This is a genomic window from Campylobacter sp. BCW_6466 (assembly GCF_001762835.1).
Lineage (GTDB): Bacteria > Campylobacterota > Campylobacteria > Campylobacterales > Campylobacteraceae > Campylobacter_D > Campylobacter_D jejuni.
This window is the reverse complement of the sequence record NZ_MJXO01000007.1, coordinates 26,666-52,406: the sequence shown is the minus strand read 5'-3', so window position 1 is coordinate 52,406 and position 25,741 is coordinate 26,666. Positions and strand designations below refer to the sequence as shown.

General features: G+C 29.8%; 25 protein-coding genes and 1 pseudogene. 6 read left to right on the top strand and 20 right to left on the bottom strand.

Going from position 1 to position 25,741, the window contains the following annotated elements:
* Window positions 1–87: 87 nt before the first annotated feature.
* Window positions 88–450 carry a hypothetical protein gene (locus AJ887_RS10320; RefSeq protein WP_002870694.1) on the top strand — a complete coding sequence of 121 codons (363 nt, stop codon included), beginning with the start codon at window positions 88–90 and terminating at the stop codon, window positions 448–450.
* A 12-nt stretch (window positions 451–462) separates the two neighbouring features.
* Here AJ887_RS10320 and AJ887_RS00555 read toward each other — a convergent pair whose 3' ends face one another.
* The 5 genes and pseudogenes from AJ887_RS00555 to AJ887_RS00535 all read right to left on the bottom strand — a co-directional run bounded on the left by AJ887_RS00555 (window position 463) and on the right by AJ887_RS00535 (window position 5,343).
* Window positions 463–1,668 carry a saccharopine dehydrogenase family protein gene (locus AJ887_RS00555; protein ID WP_002881175.1) on the bottom strand — a complete coding sequence of 402 codons (1,206 nt, stop codon included), beginning with the start codon at window positions 1,666–1,668 and terminating at the stop codon, window positions 463–465.
* 35 nt (window positions 1,669–1,703) lie between these two features.
* A complete protein-coding gene (locus AJ887_RS00550) occupies window positions 1,704–2,612 on the bottom strand; it encodes an ABC transporter ATP-binding protein (protein WP_072223564.1) in 909 nt (302 codons plus the stop codon).
* Entirely contained in the window at window positions 2,596–4,212 is a 1,617-nt protein-coding gene (locus AJ887_RS00545; RefSeq protein ID WP_070239767.1) for an ABC transporter permease, read from the bottom strand. Before AJ887_RS00545 ends, AJ887_RS00550 begins: the two co-directional genes overlap by 17 nt.
* Window positions 4,212–5,216 (bottom strand): Fe(3+) ABC transporter substrate-binding protein, encoded by a 1,005-nt coding sequence (locus tag AJ887_RS00540; protein ID WP_002870690.1) that lies wholly within the window; start codon window positions 5,214–5,216, stop codon window positions 4,212–4,214. Before AJ887_RS00540 ends, AJ887_RS00545 begins: the two co-directional genes overlap by 1 nt.
* Window positions 5,213–5,343, bottom strand: a pseudogene (locus AJ887_RS00535) (hypothetical protein). The gene AJ887_RS00540 and the pseudogene AJ887_RS00535 overlap by 4 nt, the downstream one beginning before the upstream one ends.
* 193 nt (window positions 5,344–5,536) lie before the next feature.
* On the opposite strand from AJ887_RS00535, the gene AJ887_RS00530 reads away from it, so the two are divergent.
* Both AJ887_RS00530 and AJ887_RS00525 read left to right on the top strand, forming a co-directional pair.
* Complete coding sequence (locus AJ887_RS00530; RefSeq protein ID WP_052859058.1) at window positions 5,537–6,736, top strand: putative transporter; 1,200 nt, start codon at window positions 5,537–5,539, stop codon at window positions 6,734–6,736.
* 100 nt (window positions 6,737–6,836) lie between these two features.
* Entirely contained in the window at window positions 6,837–8,195 is a 1,359-nt protein-coding gene (locus AJ887_RS00525) for a hemolysin family protein (protein ID WP_070239769.1), read from the top strand.
* Between the two features lie 12 nt (window positions 8,196–8,207).
* On the opposite strand, the gene AJ887_RS00520 is transcribed toward AJ887_RS00525, so the two are convergent.
* The 10 genes from AJ887_RS00520 to tig all read right to left on the bottom strand — a co-directional run bounded on the left by AJ887_RS00520 (window position 8,208) and on the right by tig (window position 16,989).
* Entirely contained in the window at window positions 8,208–9,392 is a 1,185-nt protein-coding gene (locus tag AJ887_RS00520; protein WP_052781292.1) for a metallophosphoesterase, read from the bottom strand.
* Window positions 9,393–9,401: 9 nt separating this feature from the next.
* On the bottom strand, window positions 9,402–9,611 hold the full coding sequence (locus AJ887_RS00515; RefSeq protein WP_002933768.1) for an alkylphosphonate utilization protein: 210 nt from the start codon (window positions 9,609–9,611) through the stop codon (window positions 9,402–9,404).
* Complete coding sequence (locus tag AJ887_RS00510) at window positions 9,604–10,323, bottom strand: TerC family protein (protein WP_053872464.1); 720 nt, start codon at window positions 10,321–10,323, stop codon at window positions 9,604–9,606. Before AJ887_RS00510 ends, AJ887_RS00515 begins: the two co-directional genes overlap by 8 nt.
* A 71-nt stretch (window positions 10,324–10,394) precedes the next feature.
* On the bottom strand, window positions 10,395–10,961 hold the full coding sequence (gene purN / locus AJ887_RS00505; RefSeq protein ID WP_002851620.1) for a phosphoribosylglycinamide formyltransferase: 567 nt from the start codon (window positions 10,959–10,961) through the stop codon (window positions 10,395–10,397).
* Window positions 10,952–12,322: a bifunctional ADP-dependent NAD(P)H-hydrate dehydratase/NAD(P)H-hydrate epimerase gene (locus tag AJ887_RS00500; protein ID WP_002851837.1), complete on the bottom strand. Its 1,371-nt coding sequence runs from the start codon at window positions 12,320–12,322 to the stop codon at window positions 10,952–10,954. Before AJ887_RS00500 ends, purN begins: the two co-directional genes overlap by 10 nt.
* Window positions 12,306–13,004, bottom strand: coding sequence for an NYN domain-containing protein (locus tag AJ887_RS00495; RefSeq protein WP_002826913.1), 699 nt, complete (start codon window positions 13,002–13,004; stop codon window positions 12,306–12,308). Before AJ887_RS00495 ends, AJ887_RS00500 begins: the two co-directional genes overlap by 17 nt.
* Window position 13,005: 1 nt before the next feature.
* Window positions 13,006–14,511 (bottom strand): YifB family Mg chelatase-like AAA ATPase, encoded by a 1,506-nt coding sequence (locus tag AJ887_RS00490; RefSeq protein WP_052949939.1) that lies wholly within the window; start codon window positions 14,509–14,511, stop codon window positions 13,006–13,008.
* Entirely contained in the window at window positions 14,508–15,035 is a 528-nt protein-coding gene (def, locus tag AJ887_RS00485) for a peptide deformylase (protein ID WP_070284661.1), read from the bottom strand. The genes AJ887_RS00490 and def overlap by 4 nt, the downstream gene beginning before the upstream one ends.
* Window positions 15,036–15,070: 35 nt before the next feature.
* Complete coding sequence (gene clpP, locus AJ887_RS00480) at window positions 15,071–15,655, bottom strand: ATP-dependent Clp endopeptidase proteolytic subunit ClpP (RefSeq protein ID WP_002861003.1); 585 nt, start codon at window positions 15,653–15,655, stop codon at window positions 15,071–15,073.
* Entirely contained in the window at window positions 15,655–16,989 is a 1,335-nt protein-coding gene (tig, locus tag AJ887_RS00475) for a trigger factor (RefSeq protein ID WP_070239802.1), read from the bottom strand. The genes clpP and tig overlap by 1 nt, the downstream gene beginning before the upstream one ends.
* Window positions 16,990–17,132: 143 nt before the next feature.
* Between tig and folE the strand changes: the two genes are divergently transcribed.
* Both folE and fliI read left to right on the top strand, forming a co-directional pair.
* On the top strand, window positions 17,133–17,705 hold the full coding sequence (gene folE, locus AJ887_RS00470) for a GTP cyclohydrolase I FolE (protein WP_002880936.1): 573 nt from the start codon (window positions 17,133–17,135) through the stop codon (window positions 17,703–17,705).
* The gene (fliI, locus tag AJ887_RS00465; RefSeq protein ID WP_002854283.1) at window positions 17,705–19,090 is read left to right on the top strand and encodes a flagellar protein export ATPase FliI; all 1,386 of its coding nucleotides are present in this window, start codon (window positions 17,705–17,707) and stop codon (window positions 19,088–19,090) included. The genes folE and fliI overlap by 1 nt, the downstream gene beginning before the upstream one ends.
* Before the next feature lie 2 nt (window positions 19,091–19,092).
* Here fliI and purF read toward each other — a convergent pair whose 3' ends face one another.
* From purF to AJ887_RS00440, 5 genes are all read right to left on the bottom strand, one after another.
* Window positions 19,093–20,430 (bottom strand): amidophosphoribosyltransferase, encoded by a 1,338-nt coding sequence (purF, locus tag AJ887_RS00460; RefSeq protein WP_002870672.1) that lies wholly within the window; start codon window positions 20,428–20,430, stop codon window positions 19,093–19,095.
* Between the two features lies 1 nt (window position 20,431).
* A complete protein-coding gene (dapB, locus tag AJ887_RS00455; protein WP_002861007.1) occupies window positions 20,432–21,160 on the bottom strand; it encodes a 4-hydroxy-tetrahydrodipicolinate reductase in 729 nt (242 codons plus the stop codon).
* Window positions 21,161–21,222: 62 nt separating this feature from the next.
* Window positions 21,223–22,404, bottom strand: a complete 1,182-nt coding sequence (locus tag AJ887_RS00450) for a replication-associated recombination protein A (protein ID WP_002861008.1) — start codon at window positions 22,402–22,404, stop codon at window positions 21,223–21,225.
* Entirely contained in the window at window positions 22,404–23,531 is a 1,128-nt protein-coding gene (locus AJ887_RS00445; RefSeq protein WP_070239772.1) for a hypothetical protein, read from the bottom strand. Before AJ887_RS00445 ends, AJ887_RS00450 begins: the two co-directional genes overlap by 1 nt.
* 134 nt (window positions 23,532–23,665) lie before the next feature.
* Window positions 23,666–24,013, bottom strand: a complete 348-nt coding sequence (locus tag AJ887_RS00440; protein ID WP_002915799.1) for a hypothetical protein — start codon at window positions 24,011–24,013, stop codon at window positions 23,666–23,668.
* A gap of 317 nt (window positions 24,014–24,330) precedes the next feature.
* On the opposite strand from AJ887_RS00440, the gene AJ887_RS00435 reads away from it, so the two are divergent.
* Complete coding sequence (locus AJ887_RS00435) at window positions 24,331–25,677, top strand: CitMHS family transporter (protein WP_070239774.1); 1,347 nt, start codon at window positions 24,331–24,333, stop codon at window positions 25,675–25,677.
* Window positions 25,678–25,741 lie beyond the last annotated feature (64 nt).

The window sequence follows — 25,741 nt, the reverse complement described above, 5'->3', positions numbered from 1 at the left end:
GTTTGGGAAAAAGATCCTTGCTTAGATTCTAAAAATTTTCACATCATATCTCCTAATTCTAGCTTTAAAAAACTCTTCAATACAAAAATGGATTTTATATTTGCAAATCAAAGCTTATATTATCTTACAAAACAAGCTTTTAAAGAAGCTGTGCAAGAATTTTATGAACTATGCAATGAAGGAGCTATTATATTTGCAACTATGATGAGTGATAAAGGCTATAGTATGTATGAAAGAGGAGAACTTATGGATAATGGCTTACGTGAAGTAAAAGGATGTCCAAGTGGTAGATTGAGCGGTTCTTCATATATACGCTTTACTAAAGACATAGAAGAATTAAAAGAAGATTTTAAACCTTTTAAACCTTTATTTTGGGGAGATTATGAATTAATTAATCTATATAATTTTGAAGGCAGTGTGGAGCACTTTATTTATATAGGACAAAAGTAAGTGCTCTAGCACTTACTCTCCTAAGCTTGGAGTCATTTCGATAATCTTCCAAGGAAGTCCTTGAGAATTCAGCTCTTCCATAAAAGGCTTAGCGTCAAATTCTTCCATATTAAACACGCCTTTTCCTTGCCAAATTCCTTTAGCGATTAATTTCGTACCTATCATAGCAGGAACACCTGTAGTATAGCTCACAGCTTGTGCACCAGTTTCTTTATAACATTCTTCATGATTGCAAACATTATAAATATAAACTTGCTTGTCTTTTCCATCTTTTTTACCACGAATCACACAACCTATATTGGTATAACCTTTGGTGCGTGGTCCCAAACTTGCAGGATCAGGAAGTAAGGTTTTTAAAAATTCTATAGGAATGATTTCTTTTCCTTGGTGCATCACAGGTTTAATCCCTAGCATTCCAACATTTTCAAGGCATTTCATATGAGTTAAATAACTTTGTCCAAAAGTCATAAAAAAGCGTATTCTTTTTAAACCTTTGATATTTTTTACCAAGCTTTCAAGTTCTTCATGATAAAGCAAATAGCTATCTTTCACACCTACTTCTGGATAATCCCACTCCATTTTTATTTCCATAGGCTCTGTTTCTATCCACTTGCCATTTTCCCAATAACGCCCTTTAGCAGAAACCTCACGTAGATTGATTTCAGGGTTGAAATTGGTCGCAAAAGCATAGCCATGATCACCTGCATTGCAATCTAAAATATCTATATAAGAAATTTCATCAAATAAATTTTGCTGTGCATAGGCACAAAAAACATTAGTTACACCAGGATCAAATCCACTTCCTAAAAGTCCTAAAATTCCTGCTTGTTTAAACTCATCATTTCTCGCCCATTGCTCTTTGTATTCAAATTTAGCTAAATCAGGATGTTCATAATTTGCCGTATCTACATAATCAATCCCTGCTTTTATACAAGCATCCATTAAACTCAAATCTTGATAAGGCAAAGCAACATTGAGTAAAATTTGCGCTCCTGTTTTCTTGATAAGTTCTACAACCGCATTGCTATCATCAGCATCAATTTGCGCCGTTTCAATTTGAACCCCTAAACGCTCTTTGATAAAAGCAGCGATCTCATCACATTTGCTTTTTGTTCTACTAGCTAAAGTGATTTTGCTAAAAGTATCAGAATTCATTGCGCATTTTACAGTAGCCACACGACTTACCCCACCTGCGCCTATGATTAAAAGATTTTTCATGAAATTTGTCCTTAAAAGATTTTTAGGAATTTTAACTAAAAATTGATAATATCAAAATTTATTTTTTCTTCTAAGTTATAATTTGAACTTAATAACATAAAAAATTCTATATTTTTATATCTTAACTTAAGTCTATAAAAAGCCCCTAAAAATTCTTTTTGTAAAATTTTAGCCTCAAAGCGATTTCCTATTTTAAGCTCTGCATAACCAAAAATATAATTTTTTGAAGCTATCCAAGCAAAAAATTCATCTTCTAAATCAAGTTTTTCTTCTATGATATTTAAATCAGGTAAAATTTGCGCACTTTTAAAATCAGGCTTAAAATAAAGCTCTTTAGGATTTGCATGAGCTAAGATTTTTCCTTTTTCTAAAAAAGCGATTTGATCAGACATGCAATAAGCATCTTCAATATCATGAGTTACCATAATAGCCGTAATGCCTTGATTTTCTATCATTTTTTTCAATTCTCTTCTTAAATCCTGTTTTAAATTTTGATCCAAATTAGAAAAAGGTTCATCTAAAAGCAAAAGCTTACATCCTCTTGCTATAGCTCTAGCAAAAGCCACTCTTTGCGCTTGCCCTCCTGAAATTTCATCGATTTTTTTATATCTTAAATCTTCAATTTCAAAAGTTTTAAGCAAATGATTTAAAATTTGATTTTTATCTTTTTTATCGTAAAGTGCAAAAAGTATGTTTTTCTCAACATTTAAATGAGGAAATAAAGCATAATTTTGAAACATCAAAGCCACTTCACCTTTGCAAGAAAACAAATCATAAGAACTAGCTTGTTCAAGCTTAGCAATAATCCTTAAAAGCGTGCTTTTTCCGCTTCCACTACCTCCTAAAATGCTTAAAAATTCTCCTTCTTTGACATGAAGATTGATATTTTCTAAAGCTTGTATTTTTCCAAAATTTTTAGATAAATTTTTAATTTCTAACATCATCTTTCCTTGTGATTTTATCCATCCAAACAACAACCATTAAAGAAAGAAAAACGATAAACAAGGAAGGCAAAGCTGCATCATAAATTCTTTCATCACTTGCAAACCAGAAAGCTTTAACACTTAAAGTTTCAAAGCCAAAAGGTGCTAAAATTCTACTTAAAGGAAGTTCTTTAATCGTATCAATAAAAACAATAATAAAAGCTAAAAATAAAAAATGTTTCATTAAAGGTGTGTGAATTTTAAAAAATAAAATAAAATAACTCGCTCTTAAATTTAAACTTGCCTCATCAATATTTAGATGAATTTTATTATATCCTCCTTCTAAAGAATAAATTGCACTCGCTAAAAAACGAATTATATAAGTAAAAACAAGAACAAATAAAGAATTTCCCAATAAACTCATGTGAAAAATTTTATCCAAAAATACAAAAAGCACTATAATGCTAATCCCTAAAGCAGCAGCAGGTATAGAATAACCCAAAGAACTTATTTTTAAAATAAATAAATTAAAAAAATGATTTTTAACTATCCTAGAACTAAACATCAAAAAATAAGCTAAAAAAGTGGTAATTAAAGCAGTGATTAAAGCTAAGATTATAGTTTGAAAACTGATAATATAAAATTGTGATTCAAAAAGCTTATGATCTTTTAGCCCCCAATAAACTAGCCAAATAAAAGGTAAAATAAAACCTACCAAAGCAATCATAAAACAATAAATACAGGATAGAATTTGTTTAATAGGATTTAATTTCCTTTTTTTGATAAAAAGAGTTAAATTTTGATTAAAACTATAATGATGTTTATTTTTATAATAATAATCCACATACATAATCAAAAATACAAAAAGCATTAAAATACCCGATAAAACACTAGAAGAATAAGAATCATTCAAATCATACCAGAGTTTAAAAATTCCAGCCGAAAAAGTATCCACTCCCAAATAAGCACTTGCACCATAATCACTTAAAGTTTCCATTAAAACCAATAAAGCTCCAGAAAAAATGGCAGGTCTTGCACTCAAAAGTGCCACGCGTGTAAAAATTCTAAATTCAGAATATTTCATAATTTTAGCTACTTCATAAGCCTCTTTAGCTTCACTCTTAAAAGCTGTTTTAGCAAATAAATAAATATAAGGATATAAAGAAATAGCCAAAACAAAAATAACACCATAATGATTGAAAAAATCTATCCTAAAGCCAAAATTTTCATGAAAAAATCCTTGAAAATCCATAATTCCCACATAAACAAAGGCTAAAATATAAGCAGGTATGGCCAAGGGTAAAATGAGTAATTTTTCTAAAATTTTACAGAAATAAAAATCATAATTTGCGATCAAATAAGCAGAACTCACACCCAAAATCAAGCTTAAACACAATACTCCCACGCTAATTATAAAAGTATCTTTGATGAATTTTAAAAATAAATAATCAAAAAAATGACTCAAATTTTCTTTAATAGATGAAAATTGGGTTAAAACATTTGTGTTAAAATTTTGAAATAAAATATAAAAAAGTTCAGCAAAAATACCAAAAATAGGCAAAGCAAGAAAAAGGGCAAGTAAAATTGCCCCGAGTTTATAGTATTTTAAGGTTTTATACATTATCTAAAACCGACTTCATCGTAAATTTTAACAGCTTCTTTAATATTTTCTGCTATCTTACTCACAGGAATTTGATCTTCTTTAAAAGTTCCAAAATCCTTTACCGTTTGGCTTAATTCTACATCATTTCTTATAGGAAATTCATAATTACTATCAGTAAGAATTTTTTGAATTTCAGGACTTAACATAAATTCCATAAATTTTTTAGCCGCATCTTGATTTTTACTTGATTTTGTCATAGCAATACCGCTAATGTTAATATGCGTTCCTCTATTGTCTTGATTAGGAAAAATAATACCCAAAGAATTCCCCACTTCTACATCTTTTGGATTTTTAGAATTCTTTAAAAGCCCTATATAATAAGTATTCATAACTGCAAATTTAGCTTCGCCTGCAAATACTTGTCTGGCTTGATCTCTATCCCCACCCTTTGGGTTTGTCGCAAGATTCTCAAGTACACCTTTAGCCCATGCTTTAGCCTCTTTACTTCCATCATTAGCTATAATAGATGCTAAAAGAGTTTTGCTATAAGGAGCTGTAGCACTTCTCATGACAATTTCTCCTTTAAATTCAGCTTTTGCTAAATCTTCATAATTTTTCATTTTGCTAATGTCGATATTTGCGTTTTTATTGTAAGCAATAATTCTTGCTCTTTTTGTAATCGCAAACCATTCTTTATCCTTATCTCTTAAATGAGCAGGTATAAATTCTTCTAAATATTTTGATGAAACAGGGGATAAAAGTCCTAAATTTTTAGCTTCTGTAAGATTTGAAATATCAGCTGTGATGAAAATATCAGCAGGAGAGTTATTTCCTTCAAGAGAAAGCCTTTTAATAAGTTCTGAAGCTTTAGCTTGAGTATGATTGACCTTAATGCCTGTTTTTTCTTCGAATTTTTTTATGATTTCAAAATCAGCATCATAATGTCTTGCTGAGTAAATATTAAGCTCGCTAGCACCTAAAAATGAAAAAGCCGTTAAAAACATAAAGAAGATTTTTTTCATATTTTATCCTTTATTGAGAATTATACTTGGTTTTATTAAGATCTTTAAAATCAGTATGAGAATGTTCAGAGCAAGCAAAAGCAAAGCCAACGCATAGTAAAAATAAAATTATTTTTTTCATAGACATTAATTCCTTTTTTAGATATTTTGATAAGAAATATTAATATTAAAAAGTAAATATGACGTAATATTTATATTTTTATATTTCTTTAAAGAATAAAGAGGTTTATTTTTGACACATATATTGATAAATTTATGATTTTTAATAAACTCTTGATTAAATAAAGTTGATTAAAATTTTTCTTTTAAAAGGTGGTAGCATGTTTTCTTCATTTTTTAAAAGTAAAAAATGGGCTTTATGGGCTTATTTAGGACTTTTTTTACTCTTATTTTTTCTTTTTATTCAAACAAGTCTTAATGTTGCTATAAATTCATGGTATAGTGATTTTTACAATGTTTTACAAAAGCCAAAAATAGAACTTTTGGATTCTAATTCTACGCAAAAAATAGAAACTAATTTCGAAAATAATGCCACTTTAATCCAAGAGGCTAATCAAAGAGCTGAGCAAAATTTCCAAAAAGCTAATTTTATCAATAAAGGCGCATTGTATTATTATCAAAATTTATTAGAATATTTTTTCAACTCTAGGGCTATGATTGAAAAGCCAAATTATTCAGCAAATGATTTTTATGCTTTGATTTTAGTTTTTTTGGCTATTGCTATTCCTTATGTTTTAATCGCTACGATTAATATCTATTTTGCTAGCGTCTATGCTTTTAAGTGGCGTGAGGCTATGACTTTTTCTTATTTAAAATTTTGGAAAAATAAAGATGACAATATAGAAGGAAGTTCGCAAAGAATTCAAGAAGATACTTATAATTTTTCCAAAATCGTAGAGAGTTTAGGACTTAGTTTTATAAAAGCTTTGATGACCCTTGTAGCATTTATTCCGATTTTATGGAGTTTAAGTGATGTTGTGAGTAAAGCTTTATTTGCAAATTTAAGCGAAAATTCTTCTTTTTATTTTTTAAAAAACATTGATGGTTTGCTTGTTTATATTGCACTTTTGATTTCTTTAGGAGGCTTGGTTGTGTCATGGTTTGTAGGTATTAAGCTTCCTGGACTTGAATATAACAATCAAAAAGCTGAAGCAGCTTTTAGAAAAGAGCTTGTTTATGCTGAGGATAATCGCAAAGAATATGCTAAAAATGAGACTATGATAGAGCTTTTTACAGGGCTTAAATTTAACTATAAAAGACTTTTTTTACATTATGGATATTTTAATATTTGGCTCATTTTATTTGAGCAAATGATAGTTATAGTGCCATTTTTAATCATGGCACCAGGGCTTTTTGCTGGAGCTATAGGACTTGGTATTGTAATGCAGATTAACAATGCTTTTGATCAAGTACGAAGCTCTTTTAGTGTTTTTATCACAAACTGGACAACTATCACTCAACTTAGAAGCATATATAAGCGTTTAAAAGAATTTGAGAAAAATATTTCTTATAAGTCTTAGCTTTTATCTTAATAAGATACAAGAAAAAATTCAAATATTAAATTTACTTTTAATTGTGTATAATAAGGTTTAATAATATTTTATTTCTTAAGGAGCTTCATTGGACCCCAGTCAGGTTTTGGATTTAAACCAAACTTCTACAGCATCTTTTGATGCAGGATATTCTATACTTATGGTTGTTGTTGCACTTGCTCTAGTGTTTTTAAATGGTTTTTTTGTTTTGTCTGAATTTAGTATTGTTAAAGTACGCCGTTCCAAGCTTGAAGAGATGGTAAAAGAAAAAAAAGCTGGTGCCAAGAAAGCTTTGGAGGTTACTTCAAGACTTGATACTTATCTTAGTGCTTGTCAATTAGGAATCACTTTAAGTTCTCTAGCTCTTGGTTGGATAGGTGAGCCTGCTATTGCAAAAATGCTAGAAATTCCGCTTATTAATCTTGGTTTTAGCACTGTTATTATCCACACTATGGCTTTCATTATTGCTTTTAGCATTATTACTCTTTTACATGTGGTTTTAGGAGAACTTGTGCCAAAAAGTATAGCTATTGCAGTTGCAGATAAAGCGGTTTTATTTATAGCTAGACCGCTTCATTGGTTTTGGATACTCTTTTTGCCTTGTATTAAAATTTTCGATTTTTTAGCAGCTATAAGTTTGAAACTTTTTGGAATAAAACCTGCTAAAGAAAGCGAGCTAACTCATAGCGAAGAAGAAATTAAAATCATAGCAAGTGAGAGTCAAAAAGGTGGAGTTTTAGATGAATTTGAAACAGAGATCATACGCAATGCTGTTGATTTTTCAGATACTGTTGCTAAAGAGATTATGACTCCTAGAAAAGATATGATTTGTCTAAATAAACAAAAAAGTTACGAAGAAAATATGCAAATCATTTGTGAATATAAACATACTCGCTTTCCTTATATTGATGGTTCTAAAGATACTATTTTAGGGATGATACACATACGAGATATAATACAAAATGAATTAAGCCATAAAAGTCAAAATTTAGATACTTTTGTTAAACCTTTGATTTTGGTTCCTGAAAATATCAGCATTTCAAAAGTACTTGTAATGATGAATAAAGAACGCTCTCATACTGCATTAGTAGTTGATGAGTATGGTGGAACTGCTGGAATTTTAACCATGGAAGATATCATGGAAGAAATTATTGGCGAAATTAAAAGCGAGCATGAAGAAGACAGCTATAAAAAACTTGCTGAAAATATCTATGAATTTCAAGGACGATGCGATATAGAAACTGTTGAAGAAATGCTTGTAATAAACTATGATGAGGATTTAGAACAAGTTACTATAGGTGGTTATGTATTTAATCTTTTAGGACGCTTGCCTATGGTAGGAGATCGCATTGAAGATGAACTTTGTTACTATGAAGTTAAAAAAATGGATGGGAATTCTATAGAGCGTGTTAAGGTGGTTAAAAAAACAAATAAAGATGAAGAATAAGCCTCTTTAGGCTTATTTCTTTTTGTAAATTTGGTTTTTAATTTCTATACACTCAAAACTTTTTTTATCTAGTGTAACTACGCGTAAATATCCACCATCATCTATTTTACCCTCACATAAAAATACTCTTTTGGCTATTTTCATAGGAAGTTTTTCTTTATTTCTGTGTCCAAAGATTTGATAAAGATTGTCCGAGGTGAAATTGCAAAATTGATTTGCTACTTTTTGACTGTCTTCATATCCACCTACACCATAAATAAAATCATGGCTTGGTATAAAACTTATTTTTTCAGGTTTGGAGGGTATAAAATTTACTCCTCCATGTGAACAAAATATGAATTTATTTTGGAATTTGTAGTATAAACATTCTTTTAGATGAGGATAGAGTTTTCTAGCATCTCTTGGAGTAAGTTTTTCTTTTCTAAAATCCTTTAAAGTATTTTCATTAAATTCTTTGGAATTTGACAATTCTCCATTAGCCCATTTTATAAGATGTCTTTCGTGATTTCCTTCTAATAAGCATACGTTTTCTTTTTCGCAAATTTTTAAAAGAAATTTTATTACTTTGCCATTTTCTATACCTCTGTTGATATAATCTCCCAAAAATATATAAAATTCATCTTCTTTGATTGTTTTAATGTATTCTTTTAAAACACTATAACAACCTTGTAAATCTCCTATATGATGAATTTTTTTGTATTTGCTTAAATTTGGCATTTGGTAAAGACATTTTTTCCAGTCTCTTGAGTCTAAAATTGGGTATTTTTTTGGATTTTTTTTGAGTAAATCTTGAGTTTTTTCCAAAAGAGCATAAGGGATGATATATCCATTTTTTTTAGCTTCTAAAAGATTTTTTTCTTGACATTGTTTTAAAGAGCTATCAAAAACAATAACATACATTTTATAGCGATATTGTTTAGCTAAGTCTTTATAAATTTTTAATGTTTCATTGTAAGCGTTTATGATGCAAAATTCACCTTTTTGCATACGCATTTCTAGAAGTTTGAGTAAAATTTTACTCAAATCTTCATCATTTTTAACATTTAAAATTTTATATTCACTGACTATATTTTTAACGCTTCCTGATAAAAGACGCAAAGCATTTAAATCAAGTGTATAATTTTGAAGTTTATTATTTTTGATAAATTCTTCTTGTCCTGCGTAATAATTCCCTCTTAAAACAAGTAAGATTCGCACATTCTTTGCCTAGATTTTCTTTAAAAATTCAGTTTTTAAAACAATAACTCCAAATTTGTCTACTCTAGCCTCAATTTCACCTTCTTTAGAAGTGAGCTTAATATTTTTTATAGTAGTTCCACGTTTTAAAGTTGTACTTACACCTTTAACCTTAAGATCTTTTATTACACTCACGCTATCACCTGCGTTAAGTTCTGTTCCATTAGCGTCTTTAGCCATTTTTTTCCTTTCTTTGATCTAAAATATTTAAAATTTGCACCACTAAAGCAAAAGCCATAGCAGTATAAATATATGCCTTATCAATATGAATATCAAAACTTTCAGCAACTAAAACTACGCCTATTAACACCAAAAAAGCTAAGGCTAAAATTTTAATGCTTGGATATTTTTCAACAAAATTTGCTATAGGTTTAGAAGCAAAAAGCATCACAGCTACTGCGATAATAACAGCGATAATCATGATGGTTACATCTTGAGCAATTCCTACTGCGGTAATAACACTATCAAGCGAAAACACTATGTCAATCACAGCAATTTCAGCTACAACTATCCAAAGTTTATTGCTTGCTTTAAAATGACTTTGGCCTTCTTCTTGATGAGAAATTTGCTCTTTAATTTCTTTAATAGACTTTACAATCAAGAAAAGCCCACCTAGTAAAAGAACTAGATCTCTTCCTGAAATTTCATTGTCCAATACACTAAACAAAGGTGTTACAAGTTTCATCACCCAAAAAAGAGATAAAAGAAGTAAAATTCTTGTAATCATTGCAAAAGCTAAACCTAAAATACGTCCTTTATCACGATGTTCAGGGGGTAGTTTGCTTACTAAAATAGCTAAAAAAATGATATTATCTATCCCTAGTACAATTTCAAGAGCACTTAAAGTAGCTAAAGTAATCCAAGCATCAATACTAAATATCCATTCAAACATAAATTTCCTTGAAAATTTTAAAATTTTTTAAAGCGATATTTTATAGTTTTAAAGCAAATACCTTTAATTCTTTAAGAAAAAATTTCAATCACACTTAAGGGTAAAATTTCATGTTCTAGACTATGAATTTTTTCTTCAAATTCTTCAAAACTCAAATTTCTTTTTTCAAAAGCTTTTTGAGCTATAATCATTCCACCATCAAGTTCTTCACTGACCCAATGCACGCTGACTCCAGCCACTTTCATATCACTTTCATAACTTTCTTTAATCGCATGTGCTCCTTTAAAAAGGGGTAATAAAGAAGGATGAAGGTTAATTGCTTTAATATTTTTTGTAAAAACAGGACTTAAAATTCTCATAAAACCTGCTAATACAGTAAGATTTGCTCCACTTTCTTTGATTTTTTGTACCAAAATCGTATCAAATTCTTCACGAGTATTATAAGCCTTATGATCAACAATGACAGTATCAAGACCAAATTTTTTTGCTCTTTGTACACCAAAAGCATCTTTTTTATTACAAATGCAAAGTACTACTTCATAGGTATTTTCCCCTATGGTTTTTTTATGAAGTTTTTCTAAAATATTTTCTAAATTACTTCCATTTCCACTAAAAAGTACAGCTAATTTTACAAGCATTTTAATCCTTTGATAAGTTTTAAAGCGTCAAAGCTATTTTTATTAAATTTATATTTTTTTGCAACAAGTCCATGAGCTAAAGTAGCATTTTTTGCTGCTTCTAAAGCGCTAAAACCAAAACCTAAATGTGCAGCAATCATTCCACTTAAAACATCTCCACTCCCACCTTTAGCTAAGGCTTGATTTCCTAAATTTACAACAAATAATTTTTCTTTTTGCACAATAATAGGATTTGCTCCTTTTAAAACAAGAACACAATCATAATTTTGTGAAAATTTTCTAGCATAGAAAAAGCGATTTTTTTGCAATGTTTCTATATCTAAATTCTCATCAAAGCACATTTTATAAAGTTTTATAAATTCTTTTGGATGAGGGGTTATAACAACATCTTTTCTGTTTAAATACCAAAGCAAAGCTTCACTTAAAAAGCAGTTTGCATCCAAGATCAAAGGAGTGTTTTGCAAAATTTCATCTTTTAGAAAATCCAAATTTTCAAGCCCCATACCTAAAGCAATAGCACTTGCATTATTTTCAATTTTTTCTTTTAACATCAAAAGAGGCGAGAAACTTTTTTGTGCTACTAAAGAAACAAGACCTGCTCCAAAATTTAAGGCTCCAAGTCCTGCTAAAGTTCCAGCACTTGCATTGGCAACTATATAAATATGGCCAAAATTTCCTTTATTGGCGTTGATTTTTCTATCTATAGTTTTTAAATCTTTTTTTTCAAGCAAAAAAGCTTGAGAATTAGGGTAAAATTTCTTAGATCTAATGCCTAAATTGGCTATTTTAATCCTTCCTACAAATTCCTTAGCAAAATCTTCAAGTAAAATTTCCTTTAAAGCTCCCATACAAAATGTAATATCAGCTTTAAAACAAGGATAAAATCCCAAATTTGTAGGTATATCACAAGCTATTTTTAAAGCCTTACTTTGATTAACTTTTTGAATAATTAAACTTGTTTTTTCATCTAAACAACGATTTGAACCTGTACCTAAAATACAATCAATGATAATATGAAATTTTTTAAAATTGGGTTCTTTTTTACAAAATTTAAAAGCATAATTTTGTAAAATTTGCTCTTGTTTTTTAAAAAGCGTATTTTCTTTAAAGCCTATTTTATAAGCTTTAGCGTGTTTTAAATTTCTTAAAGCCACCAAGCCATCTGAAGCGTTGTTACCCCCGCCTAATAAAAAAAGTATTTTTACTTTTCTAATCTTGCGTTGAATGCGAATTTTTTTAGCTTCTTTTTTAATTAGCTTGGCTAAATTTAATCCCGCATTTTCCATTAAAATAAGCTCATCTAAGCCTTTATTTATAGCATTTTGTTCTAAAATTTTTATATTATCAATAATAGCTTTCATAATCTTTTTTCACCAAAAAATATATATTTTTTTCTCTTTCTTCTTCAAATTTTTTCATTTTGGGTAAAAATTTCTGGATCAAAGCACGAAAATTCTTAAAACCATAATTTTGCGGATGAAAATCCGAGTATTTGCGGTTCATATTAGTACGGATTTGTGCGTATTCGGCACGTCCTTTTTCATCGATAAGTTGTTCGGTGATATTGATTAAAGCTCTTAAATAATCCTTACTTAAAATATCTTCTTTTTTACTCTCATCTTTATCTAAATAAAAAAATTCACTAAAGGCATTTACATAAGATTTTATAGACTTTTCAAGCCCCATTCCTATAACCTGTTTTTTATTTTCTCTTAATTTTTGAATGAGTGAAGTATAATCGCTATCGCTTGAAACAATAACAAAAATATCTATGTTTTTTTCATAAAATATGGACATGATTTCAGTGATTAAATACATATCGCTTGAGTTTTTGTTGGCTGCAAAATTAAATTGTTGCATAGCAATTAAAGAATATTCAGCAATTTGCTCTCTCCAACCTTGTATATTTTTTTGAGTCCAATCTCCATAAATGCGTTTAATGATAACCTCTCCATAATCTGAAGCGATATCAAAAATACTTTTAGCGTATTTTGCAGGGATATTTTCTGCATCTATAAAGATAGCTATACTTTTATTTTCCATTTTAATTCCTTGCTCTAAAGCTTAAAGCTTCTAAAATATGGGTTTTGTTAATATTAAGACTTTGTTCTAAATCCGCTATACTTCTTGAAACTTTTAAAATTTTATTAAGCGAACGCAAAGAAAGATTATAACGTGAAATTGCTAAATCTAGTGTATCTTTGGCATCTTTTTCCAATACACAAAAACGACTTAAATCTTCATCTTTTAATTTCCCATTAAATTCTTTTTGCCCCCGTTTTTTACCAAAAATAAAAGCTTGTAAAATTTTTTCACTCATTTCTTTAGAACTTATACTCGTTTTATCATCCTTGCTGATCTCATCCATAGCTACATAAAGATCAATCCTATCCATAATAGGAGCTGAAATGTGATTTTTGTATTTTTTAATCTCATTTTCACTACAAACACAAGAAAGATTTTTAGAAAATAAATTTCCGCAAGGACAAGGATTTTGGGCAGCTATAAAGCTAAATTTTGTTTCATAAGTGATTTTAGAATTTACTCTTGAAATATGAATTTTATGATCCTCTAAAGGCTCTCTTAAACTCTCTATGATTTGCTTGTTAAAATGTGGAAATTCATCAAAAAACAATACTCCACCATTTGCAAGTGCGACTTCTCCAATTCTAGCATTTTTTGTTCCTCCGCCAAAAATACTTGCTCTTGTAGAAGTATGATGAGGATGACGAAAAGCACGAATTTTAGTAAATTCACAATCTTTTGAATCTAAAGACATATAAGCATTTTGCATTAAAATTTCACTTAAACTTTGAGGAGGCATGATATAAACAAGGCGTTTAGCACACATACTTTTACCACTTCCTGGACTTCCTTCAAATAAGATATTATGCATACCTAAAGCAGCTATCATACAAGCTCTTTTAGCTTTTTCCTGCCCTTTGATGTCTTTAAAATCAAGTTTAAAATCCATATTTTGTAAAAAAATTTCATTTTCTATTTGCAAAGGGTTTGTAAATAAAGGATGATTGTGCGAGAAGTGAAAATTTTCATAATTTTTTTCTTTAAAAAACTCTATTGCTTCATTTAAATTTTCAAGTCCATAAACCTCCAAATTTGGTATCATGGAAGCTTTTTGAGCTATGCTTTTTGGAACAACGATTTTAGCTTTTTTAATTTTAGCAGAGAGAAACAAAAGCAAAGAAAAAAGCTCGTTAGTGCTTTTAATACTTCCATCAAGTCCTAATTCTCCTACTACAAAAAAGTCATCTAATTCTTCATTTTGCAAAAGGATTAATAAAGCAATGGCCAAATCAAAATGAGATCCCTTTTTTGGGATGCCTGAAGGACTAAGATTGATAGTAATTTTTTTAGCAGGAAAAGCAAAATCACAACTTAAAAGCGTGGCTTTGATGCGTTCGATACTTTCCTTAATCGCTACACTTGCAAGTCCTACTATGCTTAAATTTGGCAAACCTCTTGTAAAAGTGGATTCTACCTCTATAATGTCTAAGCCTTCATGAAAGCTTATGCACTTTAGTTTTTTCATTTCTCTTTTTTATGATTTTTCTTCTTTTTCTTAAATTCTTTATCGAATTTTTGACGCTTAGCAAAAGAAATTTTTTCTATAAATAAATGTCCATTTAAATGATCATTTTCGTGTTGAATGGCCACAGCTAAAAAACCTTTTGCTTCAAGTTCTTTAAATTCTCCAAAGCGATCTTGATATTTAAGTAAGATATGATTATAGCGTTTTACTTCTTCGAAAAAATCTGGCACACTCAAACACCCTTCTGTGCAAGCGATCATTTCTTCATCTAAAGGAATAATTTCAGGATTAATAATCTCTAGCAAATCTTCTTTTTTTTGTTCATCATTTTCATCAAAAATATTCACAAGTAAAGCACGCAAAGGAATATCCACTTGAATAGCTGCTAAACCTACTCCATTACTTGCTATCATAGTTTCATACATATCATCAAGCAAGGTGTGAAGTTCTGCATCAAATTTATTTACAATTTCAGAGTTTAAAAAAAGTCTAGGATTAGGATAAGTGATAATTTTTCTAACCATTAAAAAACCTTTGTTTTAAATGATCTCCAAAGAAATCATTTAAAACTTTTTTCCAAAACCTTATCAATCAGTCCATATTCTTTAGCTTCTTGTGCTGACATGAAAAAATCTCTTTCTGTATCTTTTGCTATTTTTGTAACTTTTTGCTTAGTATTTTTTGCCAAAATATCATTAAGTATAGTTTTAAGTCTTAAAATTTCTTTAGCTTGAATTTCAATATCTGTGGCTTGACCTCTAGCTCCACCTAAAGGTTGATGAATCATAATGCGTGAATTAGGCAAAGCAAAACGCTTTCCTTCTGCGCCACAACTAAGCAAAAATGCTCCCATAGAAGCAGCTTGTCCTATGCAAATCGTACAAACATCAGGTTTGATATAGTTCATAGTATCATAAATACTAAAACCACTTGTAATGACACCGCCTGGAGAATTAATATAAAGATAAATATCTTTTGTAGGATCTTCAGCTTCTAAAAAAAGAAGTTGTGCTACGATAGAAGCAGCAAGTTCATCATGAATTTCGCCACTTAGCATAATAATTCTATCTTTTAAAAGGCGTGAATAAATGTCATAACTTCTTTCACCACGACTGGATTTTTCAATAACATAAGGAATAAACATTATTTATCTTCTTTCTCTTTTTTGCTCGCTTTTTCCGATTTTTCTGTTTTTGGCATAAAAATATCATTAAAAAGTTTTTCTTCAATTAAAGCCATTTTCACAGCAGGTAAAGCTCCTTGTTTTTTATAGTTTTCTAAATGCTCTTTTGGATTCATACCATAGCGATATGCTTCAAAATAAATCGCTTGAATCAATTCTTGATCATTTACTTCAATCTTACGCAATTTTGCAAGCTCATCAATAATAAAAGTAAGTTTTACACTTTTTTGCGCTTCTTCTTTAAAAGAATCACGTTTTTCTTGATATTTTTCTTTACTTGCTTTAAGCTCTTCAATTTCTTTTTCACTAAAAGTATTAAAAGCTGCACGCATTTGCATATCAGTTTCTTGTTCTACTATGCTTTTAGGTAAATCAAAATTATATTTTTCAATCAAAGCATCTGCAAATTTACCTTTTAATTCGTCATTTGCAAGTTTAAAAAGCTTTTCATTTTTGATTTGCTCTTTTAATTTTTCATCTAAAACTTCAACACTAGTTTTTTCTTCTCCTGGTAAAAGTTTTTTAAGCATTTCATCATCAAGCTCTGGAATTTTAAGCTCTTGAATTTCATGTAGTTTTACTTTAAATACCGCATCTTTACCTGCTAAATGCGCTGCACCGTATTCTTTAGGGAAAGTTACTTTGATATCTTTTTCTTCACCTATTTTCATTCCTATCATACCATCTTCAAAACCTGGAATAAATTGCTTAGAACCAATTTCTAAAACATAATTTTCAGCTTTACCACCTTCAAAAGCTTTATCATCTACAAAACCTTCAAAATCAAATTTTGCAAAATCACCTTCTTTTAAAGCTCTTTTTGTTTTTATAGCTTCAGGAGTAGCAAAACGCTTTAAAAGTTCATCTTTTTTCTCATCAATTTCTTTTTTACTTACTTTTGGAGTTTGATATTCAGGGATGAGTTTTTCATAACCCTCAAGTTTAATTTCAGGTTTAAAAGAAAGTATTAACTCAGCAATAATTTCTCCATCTTTACGATCAAATTTTTCAAAATATGGCTCACCTACAAGCTCTTTACTTTCTTTTTTAAGTTCTTGTAAAGCACTATTTACAGCAGATTTAAAAAGATTTTGTTCTGCGTCTTGAGTGAGTTCTCTTTCATATCTTTTAAGTACAGCACTTACAGGAACTTTTCCTGGTCTAAACCCATCCATTTTTACGCTTTTAGAAGCTTTTTTTGCTAAATTTTCTACTTCATTTTTAATGATTCCTGAAGGAATTTTTACACTAGCAGTCGCATTAACAGAATCTAGTTGCTTTGCCTTTACTTCCATAGTTTTTTTCCTTATAAAATAAAATTTGCTTTCAATCATAGCAAATTTTTCCTTATTACTTGCATAAAATTTTAAAGTAATTTATGATAAAATTGCAATATTACATTATTATTAAAATAATAAAAATATTTTTGGAGAAAAGTTTGCAAAAAAAATTTGAAGATTGTGTTAAAACTATGCTTGAAATTATAGGAGAAAATCCAAATCGTGAAGGACTGATTAAAACACCAAATCGTGTTTTTAAAGCTTATGAATTTCTTACTAGTGGTTATACGCAAAATGTCAAAGATATTTTAAATAATGCTTTATTTGAAAGCTCTAATAATGAAATGGTTTTGGTGCGTGATATAGAATTTTACAGTCTTTGCGAACATCATCTTTTACCTTTTTTTGGGCGTGCTCATGTAGCCTATATCCCTAATAAAAAAGTAGTAGGTTTAAGCAAAATTCCACGCCTTGTAGAAGTGTTTGCAAGAAGACTTCAAATTCAAGAACAACTTACCGAACAAATCGCACAAGCTTTAATGGAAAATGTCGATGCAAAAGGTGTGGGTGTAGTCATAGAAGCAAGACATATGTGTGTTGAAATGCGTGGAGTGCAAAAAGCTAATTCCACCACTACAACTTCAGCTTTGCGTGGAATTTTCTTGAAAAATGAAAAAACCAGAGAGGAATTTTTTTCTCTCATAAACTCTGCTAAACAGGTAAGATTTTAATGAATCTTGAAAAATTACGCTCTAAACTCGGTAAAGAAAATTTAAGTGCTATTTTTGGAGAGATTACAAAAATTTCTGCTACAAGCATAGAAATTCGTGGGCTTAAAACAGGGGTTGGAGATATAGTGAAGTTAGTTTCCAATGAAAATGAAAATTTAAACACTCTAGCTATGGTTGTAGAAATCAAAGAACAATTTAGCTATTTAAGCCCTTTTTCTTTTATAGAAGGTTTTAAAATAGGCGATCGTGCTTTCATAAGTGATGCAGGTATGCAAATAGGCGTTAGCGATGAACTTTTAGGCAGAGTAGTAGATCCTTTTATGCGTCCAAAAGATGGTAAAGGAGCTATAGAAGTAAGTAAATATATGCCTATAATGCGTGCACCTATTGATGCGATGAAAAGAGGGCTTATAGAAGAAGTTTTTCCCGTGGGTGTTAAAACTATAGACGCACTTTTAACTTGTGGTGTAGGGCAAAAACTTGGTATTTTTGCAGGAAGCGGGGTAGGAAAATCCACTCTTATGGGAATGATAGTTAAAAATTCCAAAGCTCCTATAAAGGTAGTGGCGCTCATAGGAGAAAGGGGGCGTGAAATTCCTGAATTTATACAAAAAAATTTAGGCGGAAAGCTCGATGATACAGTGATTATTGTTGCTACAAGTGATGATAGTGCTTTGATGCGTAAATACGGTGCTTTTTGCGCAATGAGTGTGGCAGAATACTTTAAAGAACAGGGCAAAGATGTACTTTTTATCATGGATAGTGTAACGCGTTTTGCTATGGCACAAAGAGAAATTGGACTAGCTCTTGGGGAGCCTCCTACAACCAAAGGTTATCCGCCAAGTGTTTTAAGTCTTTTGCCTCAACTCATGGAAAGAACGGGTAAAGAAGAAGGTAAAGGCACTATAACAGCCTTTTTTACCGTTTTGGTAGATGGAGATGATATGAGCGATCCAATCGCCGATCAAAGTCGTTCTATCTTAGATGGACACATTGTTTTAAGCCGTGAATTAACAGACTTTGGAATTTATCCTCCTATTAATATACAAAACTCCGCTTCAAGGGTGATGAGTGACATTATAAGTCCTGAACATAAACTTTGGGCAAGAAAATTTAAGCGTTTAAACTCGCTTTTAAAAGAAAATGAAGTATTGCTTCGCATCGGTGCTTATCAGAAAGGAAGTGATAAAGAACTTGATGAAGCTATTTCTAAAAAAGAATTTATGCAAAAATTCTTAGGACAAAATCCTGAAGAAAGCTTCGAATTTAATCAAACTTTAGAGCTTTTAAGTCAAATTGATACACCAAATACTCCTTTGCCACCAACTCAAAATATAAATGTAGGAAGTGCAAGTGCAACCTTGCCTAATCCTAATTTAAAATAAAATTATTTAATAAAATAATCTCCATCAAAACTGATTAAAGAATATTTCCTTTCATCGCCTATGCTTTGGGTTAATTCTTCTATGCTTAAAAAACTTAGCGTATCGGCTTCTACATATTCACGCACTTCTTCAGCATTTTTATTTGCACTGATAAGTTCTTCAAAAGTTGGAGTATCTATGCCATAAGTATCAGGAAATTTGATCTCAGGACAAGCTATAGCAAGATGGATTTTGCTCGCTCCTGCAGCACGCAGTAAAGAAATTATTTTTTTAGAAGTAGTGCCACGCACCAAGCTATCATCAATGACTACAATTTCTTTGCCTTCTAAAACTTTACGCATAGGGTTAAGCTTTAGTTTTACTTTTAAATTTCTAAGCTCTTGAGTTGGCTCTATAAAGGTTCTTCCTACATAATGATTTCTTACTATTGCCATTTCAAGAGGGATTTGTAAATATTGCGCAAAACCTATAGCTGCACTTACTCCACTATCTGGCACAGGCACGACAAAGTCTGCTTTATAAACAAATTTTTTAGCTAAAGCTTCGCCCATTTTTTTACGCACTTCATACACGCTTTTGCCTTCTACTATGCTATCAGGTCTAGCAAAATAAATGTATTCAAAAGCACAAATTCTAGGAGTTTGAGAAAAAAGTTCTATACTTTCAAATTTATCATTTCCTTGAGTAAAAATAAGCATTTCCCCTGGTTTAACATCACGAATAAATTCAGCCTCTATAAGATCAAAAGCACAAGTTTCACTAGCAACTATATAGCCTCCATCTTTTAAACGTCCTAAAGATAAAGGACGTACTCCATGAGGATCTCTTACAACATAAAGTTTATCTTTGCTTGCTAAAACAAAACAATAAGCCCCTATACATTCTTTTAAACTCTCAATAAATCTATCTTTTAAGCTTTCTTGCTTACTTCTTGCGATAAGATGGACAACATTTTCTGTATCCATATTGGTTTGAAAAATAGCCCCATCTTGAATAAGTCTTGATCTTACTTCTTCTTTATTAACTAAATTTCCATTATGCGCTAAAGCAATATCACCTAAAACCGAAGTAGCTGCTATGGGCTGAGCGTCATTTAAACTTGAATTTCCTGCTGTAGAATAGCGATTATGCCCTATAGCGATTTCACCTTCTAAAGTTTTTAGATTATCAGGATTAAAAATTTGACTCACTTCACCTTTAGCTTTAATAGTCTTAATATTTTTACCATTACTCACACTAATACCACTTGCCTCTTGCCCACGGTGTTGCATAGCAAAAAGTGCATAATACGCATAAGTGCTAGCATTTTTTGAATTGATAACTCCTACAACTGCACACATTTTAAATTCCTAAAAAATCATTGATTGAATACATTTTTGCTTCTTGCTTACTAAGCCAAATAGCGATTTTAATCGCACCTTTAGCAAAAGTCGCCCTTGAAGTAGCGGTATGATTAAGTTCTAAAAATTCCCCATCTTCATAAAAACCTACTGTATGACGTCCTACTATATCGCCACCCCTTAAACTCATCACGGCAATCTCATCTTTGCTTCTTTCACCTATAATGCCATCTCTTCCACTTACTCTTACTTTTTCAAGTTCTAAATTTCTAGCTTTTGCTACACTTTGGGCTAAAGTCATAGCCGTACCACTTGGTGCATCTTTTTTATGGCGATGATGCATTTCTAAAATTTCTATATCAAAATTTCTTAGCATTTGACTGGCTTTACTAGCAAGATAGTTTAAAACTGCAACACCTAAAGACATATTGGTCGCATAAAAAATCGGCATCACTTCACTAGCACTTTGCATCAAATGTAAAATTTTCTCATCAAGTCCTGTTGTACCTATTACCAAAGGTTTAGGCATAGTTCTTGCATAATTTAAAAGCTCATGAGTTCCACTTGGGGAAGAAAAATCAATAATCACATCGCTTTTTTCAAAAAGCTCTTCTAAATTTCCACCCTTATTATAAAGTATCGAAATTTGTGCTTGCGTTTCGCTTTTTAAACATTCTTCAATCTGTTTTCCCATGCGTCCTTTAGCGCCATAAATTCCTATTTTAATCATCTTTTTCCTTGAAAATAAAATATTGATTTTAGCATTTATTTTGTAAATTTTAAATAATAAAATTAAGCTTTATAATTTTTTAATTTATATAAATTATCTAACAATTTTGCTTCTTCTCCTAAGCCCTTGCTATGATAAAATTTTAAATTTTTACTAAGATATTTTTGCTCTACCCAGCCACCAAAATCATGTGGATAAAGATAGTTTTGTTTTTCTTGATGATTGTTGTTAAGATAATTAGGTATTTCTAAAGCTTCATTATTTTTTACATAGTTTAAAGCTTCATTGATAGCTTTGTAGCTTGCATTAGATTTGATTGTGCTTGCTAAATAAACTACGCATTGGGCTAGGATAATTCTTGCTTCAGGATAACCTATATTTTTAACAGCCTCTAGAGTCGAAACCGCTAAATTTAAAGCATTTGGATCGGCATTTCCGACATCTTCACTTGAAAAAATCACCAAACGCCTAGCGATAAAATCCGCACTTTCTCCTGCATCAATAAGTCTTGCAAGATAATAAATAGCTGCATCAACGTCACTTCCGCGTAAACTTTTTATCATTGCACTTGCTAAAATATAATGTGTATCTTTTGAGCTAACACCTTCACTATTTATGGTGTTGCGAAGTTTTTTAAGATTTTCAAGACTGATATGTTTTTCATCTAAAACCAAGACAAATTCAAGCAAATTTAGCATAGCTCTTGCATCAGCACTTTTAAGTAGAAAATCTTTAGCTTCTTTATCAATACTAAATTTCATTTTTTCTTGTACACGCAAAAGTAAAGTTTCAAGTTCCTTTACCCCTAAAGATTTAAATTCGAAAAGCATGGAACGACTTCTTATGCCAGAACTTAAAACAAAATAGGGATTTTCAGTGCTTGCGCCGATTAAAATTAAACGGTAATTTTCCATAGGAATTAAAAGCATTTCTTGTTGGGTTTTGCTAAGGCGGTGAATTTCATCAATAAAAATTAAAGGCTTATAAAGACTATTTTTATAATTATCTAAAATTTTTCTTAGTTCTTCGAGTTTAAAATTTCCTCCATCAAATTCATAAAAATCTAAGCCAAATTCTTTGGCTACAACTCTAGCAAAAGTTGTTTTTCCAGAACCTGCTGTTCCAAAAAAAATACTATGAGGAAGTTTTTGTAAAGCAGTAAATTTTTTGAAAATTTCTATAAGCTCATATTGTCCTAAAATATCATCAAAATTTTCAGGGCGAAAGGTTAAAGCTAGGCTCATTAATTTAAATCCATATTTGAAAATTCACTACCATTAATTTTTAGCTGAGGATTGGCTAAGCTATCATAAGATAAATTTAGAAAAAAGTTATTATTTTCTTTTAAAAAATATTGATTTAAACCTCCATAATCCTTTGTCCAAGGAAAAATTTCATCTGGCTCATCTGAACTGATAACTTGTAATTTTGCTTGATAAGAGTTGTTAATATTTAAATTGCCTTGTAGACTGATATTTTGTTTATTTTTTTCAAGAATTAAATTTTGTATTTTTAGATCAAGATTTTTTTGAATAAAATGAGAGATATTGAAATTTGAGTTAAGAAATTTATTTATGGTTATGTTAAATTTTGTTTTGTCAAAATTCAAATTCTGACCCAATAAAGATTTAAGATCAATATTAATTTCATTGGATTTTCCTTGTATGTTTAAGTTTATTGCTGAATTTTCTTCATTAAAATTTACTTGGTTTTTGCTATAAAAAGAATTGATTTTATTGTTATCTAGCACAAGATAATCAAAGTTGATCTCTTGTTGGCTATCGCTAAATAAATTTAACTCATAAAATTGTACAGGATTGTTAAAAAATTGTTCGTAATTTAAATTTTGCAATACAAATTTAGTATAAAATTGAGAAAAATCAATCATATCAAAATGTATTTTAATGTTTTTAATTTCTAAATTTTTATTCATTAAAGCTTCAATATATCCGCCGTTTATGATGGTATCTCCACCTTCATTGCTTAAATTTATATCTTTAATATTTAGAAATATTTTAGAGTTGTTATCGTGTAATTTAAGAGTAAAAGTTCCTAATTTATTGTTTTTTAATGCTTCATCTAAAAAATCAAAAGGATTTGTAAAATTTCCTTTTATAATTTTATTTAAGAAAAAATAATTATTAAATTTAAGGTTGATTTTGGTTGAAAGCTGTGTATGAGAGTGATTTAAAGTAAAACTTCCTTTAGAAGTTAAAAAACCTTTTTTGAAGTAAATATCTGTAATTGTATAATCAGGATTGCTGTTTTTAATAAATTTATTAAATAAAAGTTCGTTAGTGTATCCTATATAAAATATATGAATAATAAAACCTAATATAAAACAAAAAACAATAAAAATCCATTTTTTCATTATTTGCCTTAGATGAAAATATAAGTGTTATTTTATAAATTGCTTGTTAAAAAAGAGTTTAAATTTTTATTTAAGAGTGATGAAGTAGTTTAGTAAAGAATGATTTTTATAAATCCCTTGTTAAGGGATTTATATTAATAAGCTTTTTTATAACATTGAATTTCAATTTTTCTAGCTACTGGAATAGCCTGAGTATTTGGCGTAGCAGGTGTTCCATAAGAAATTTTACTTTCTAAAAAATTTCCAACCTTTAAATCTTTAAAAGTTCCATCTTTATCTGTTCCAAAAATACCACAATCATCCATTTCTATTTCGGTATTTGGTAGAACTTTTATAGCCATTTGTCCGCCATAAATCGAGTCAATAAGCAAGGTTTTATTGTTATCATAAATTTGTGCAATAGTACCTTCAAGTTTTAGACTATCTGCAAAAAGCATTGAGCTAGCTAAAAGTGCTGATGCAAATAAAATACTTTTTTTCATAATTATTTCTCCTTCAATGTAAAGTGATAACATTATAAACTTTTTAAGTGAAGTGAATGTGAAGTTAAAATTTTGACTTTTTAGTTTTGATAATATTATGCAACTTATTATATTTTGATTATCGTTACTTCTAGTTGTAAATTTAAAAGAGTGAATACTTTATCAAAAATAATTAAAAATTATTTTTTTATTCTTGTTTAAAATGGTTACATTAAAAAATATATTTTTTCCAAAAAGCTATAAATTTAAACACATATAAGTTGGACTTAAAATATCCTATTTTATTATCGAATAAAAATGATACAAAAGGATAGGATATGGAAATTTTTTTAGCTTTATTGGGTTTTTTCTCATTAGGATTGATAGTTTGGCTTTTGCTAAAAGATTATACTACTCCAGCATTAGCTTTTATAAGTGTAAGTATTAGTGTAGCTTGTATTTTACTTATTCTTGAACAACTTGGTTTTGGCGTGGGTGCAGCTTTAGGGGTTAAAGGAGGTGTTTTTGATATTAAAACATTGGTTGCTTTTATTAAAGATGGAGTCAAAAGCGTAACGGATACGGCAGCTTTGTTTGTTTTTTCTATACTCTTTTTTAGTGTTTTAAATGCAAGTGGTTTTTTTACTAAAATTTTAAATGCATTTTTATCAAAAATGAAAGCTAATGTATATCAAGTTTGCATTCTTACTGTTTTTATTGCTGCTGCTGTGCATTTAGATGGTTCAGGTGCTTCTACTTTTCTTATTGTAATACCTGCATTATTACCTATTTATGAGCGTTTAGGTATAAGAAAGACTTCAATGTTATTGATTATTACTTCGGCTATGGGGGTTATGAATGTTATTCCTTGGGGTGGTCCTACTTTAAGAGCGGCTACTAATATAGGAATGGATGCAAATTTGCTTTGGCACCATATTATACCTATTCAGATTGTAGGTTTGGTATTATCCCTTCTTTTGGCAATTTGGATTGCTAAGATAGAAATAAAAAGAGGTGCAGGCGCAGGTAACTTGTCTGGAATAAATTTAAATATAGAAAAAAGCGAACACCATAATGAAAAATGGTTTTGGTTAAATTTACTTGTAGCTATTGGGGTTATTGGGCTTTTAATTAGTGGTATTTTTCCTAGTTATATTTGCTTTATGATAGGACTTGCAATAATTTTACCGCTTAATTATCCTAATTTAAAAATAGCTAAAAAAGTTTTAGATCGTGCAAGTGCTGGTGCAATGCTTATGTATATTACTTTAATTGGTGCTGGGATATTAATAGGCGTATTTGATAAAAGTGGTATTATGGAGAAAATGGGTGTTTTGATTTTAAATTTTGTTCCAGATTATTTAGGTGCTTATATTCCTTTGATGGTAGGGGTATTGGCTGTTCCAATGGCAATTATTTTTTGTACAGATTCTTATTTTTATGGAGTGATGCCTATAGTTTTGAGTGTAACTAAGGCTTTTGGCGCTGAACCTTTGACTATAGCTATTATCATGGTGATAGCAAGAAATTGTGCGACATTTATTTCTCCTGTTGTGCCTGCAACTTTGCTAGGTTGTGGTTTAGCAGAGGTTAATATTAAAGATCATATCAAAAGAAGCTTTTTTTATATATGGGGTATAAGTATTATTTGCTTGATTTTTGCTGAGGTAGCTGGGATAATATAATTAAAATAAAAGAACTTTTGATTTTTCAATGATTGGTTCATTGTTTTATGATATTTTTGAGTCA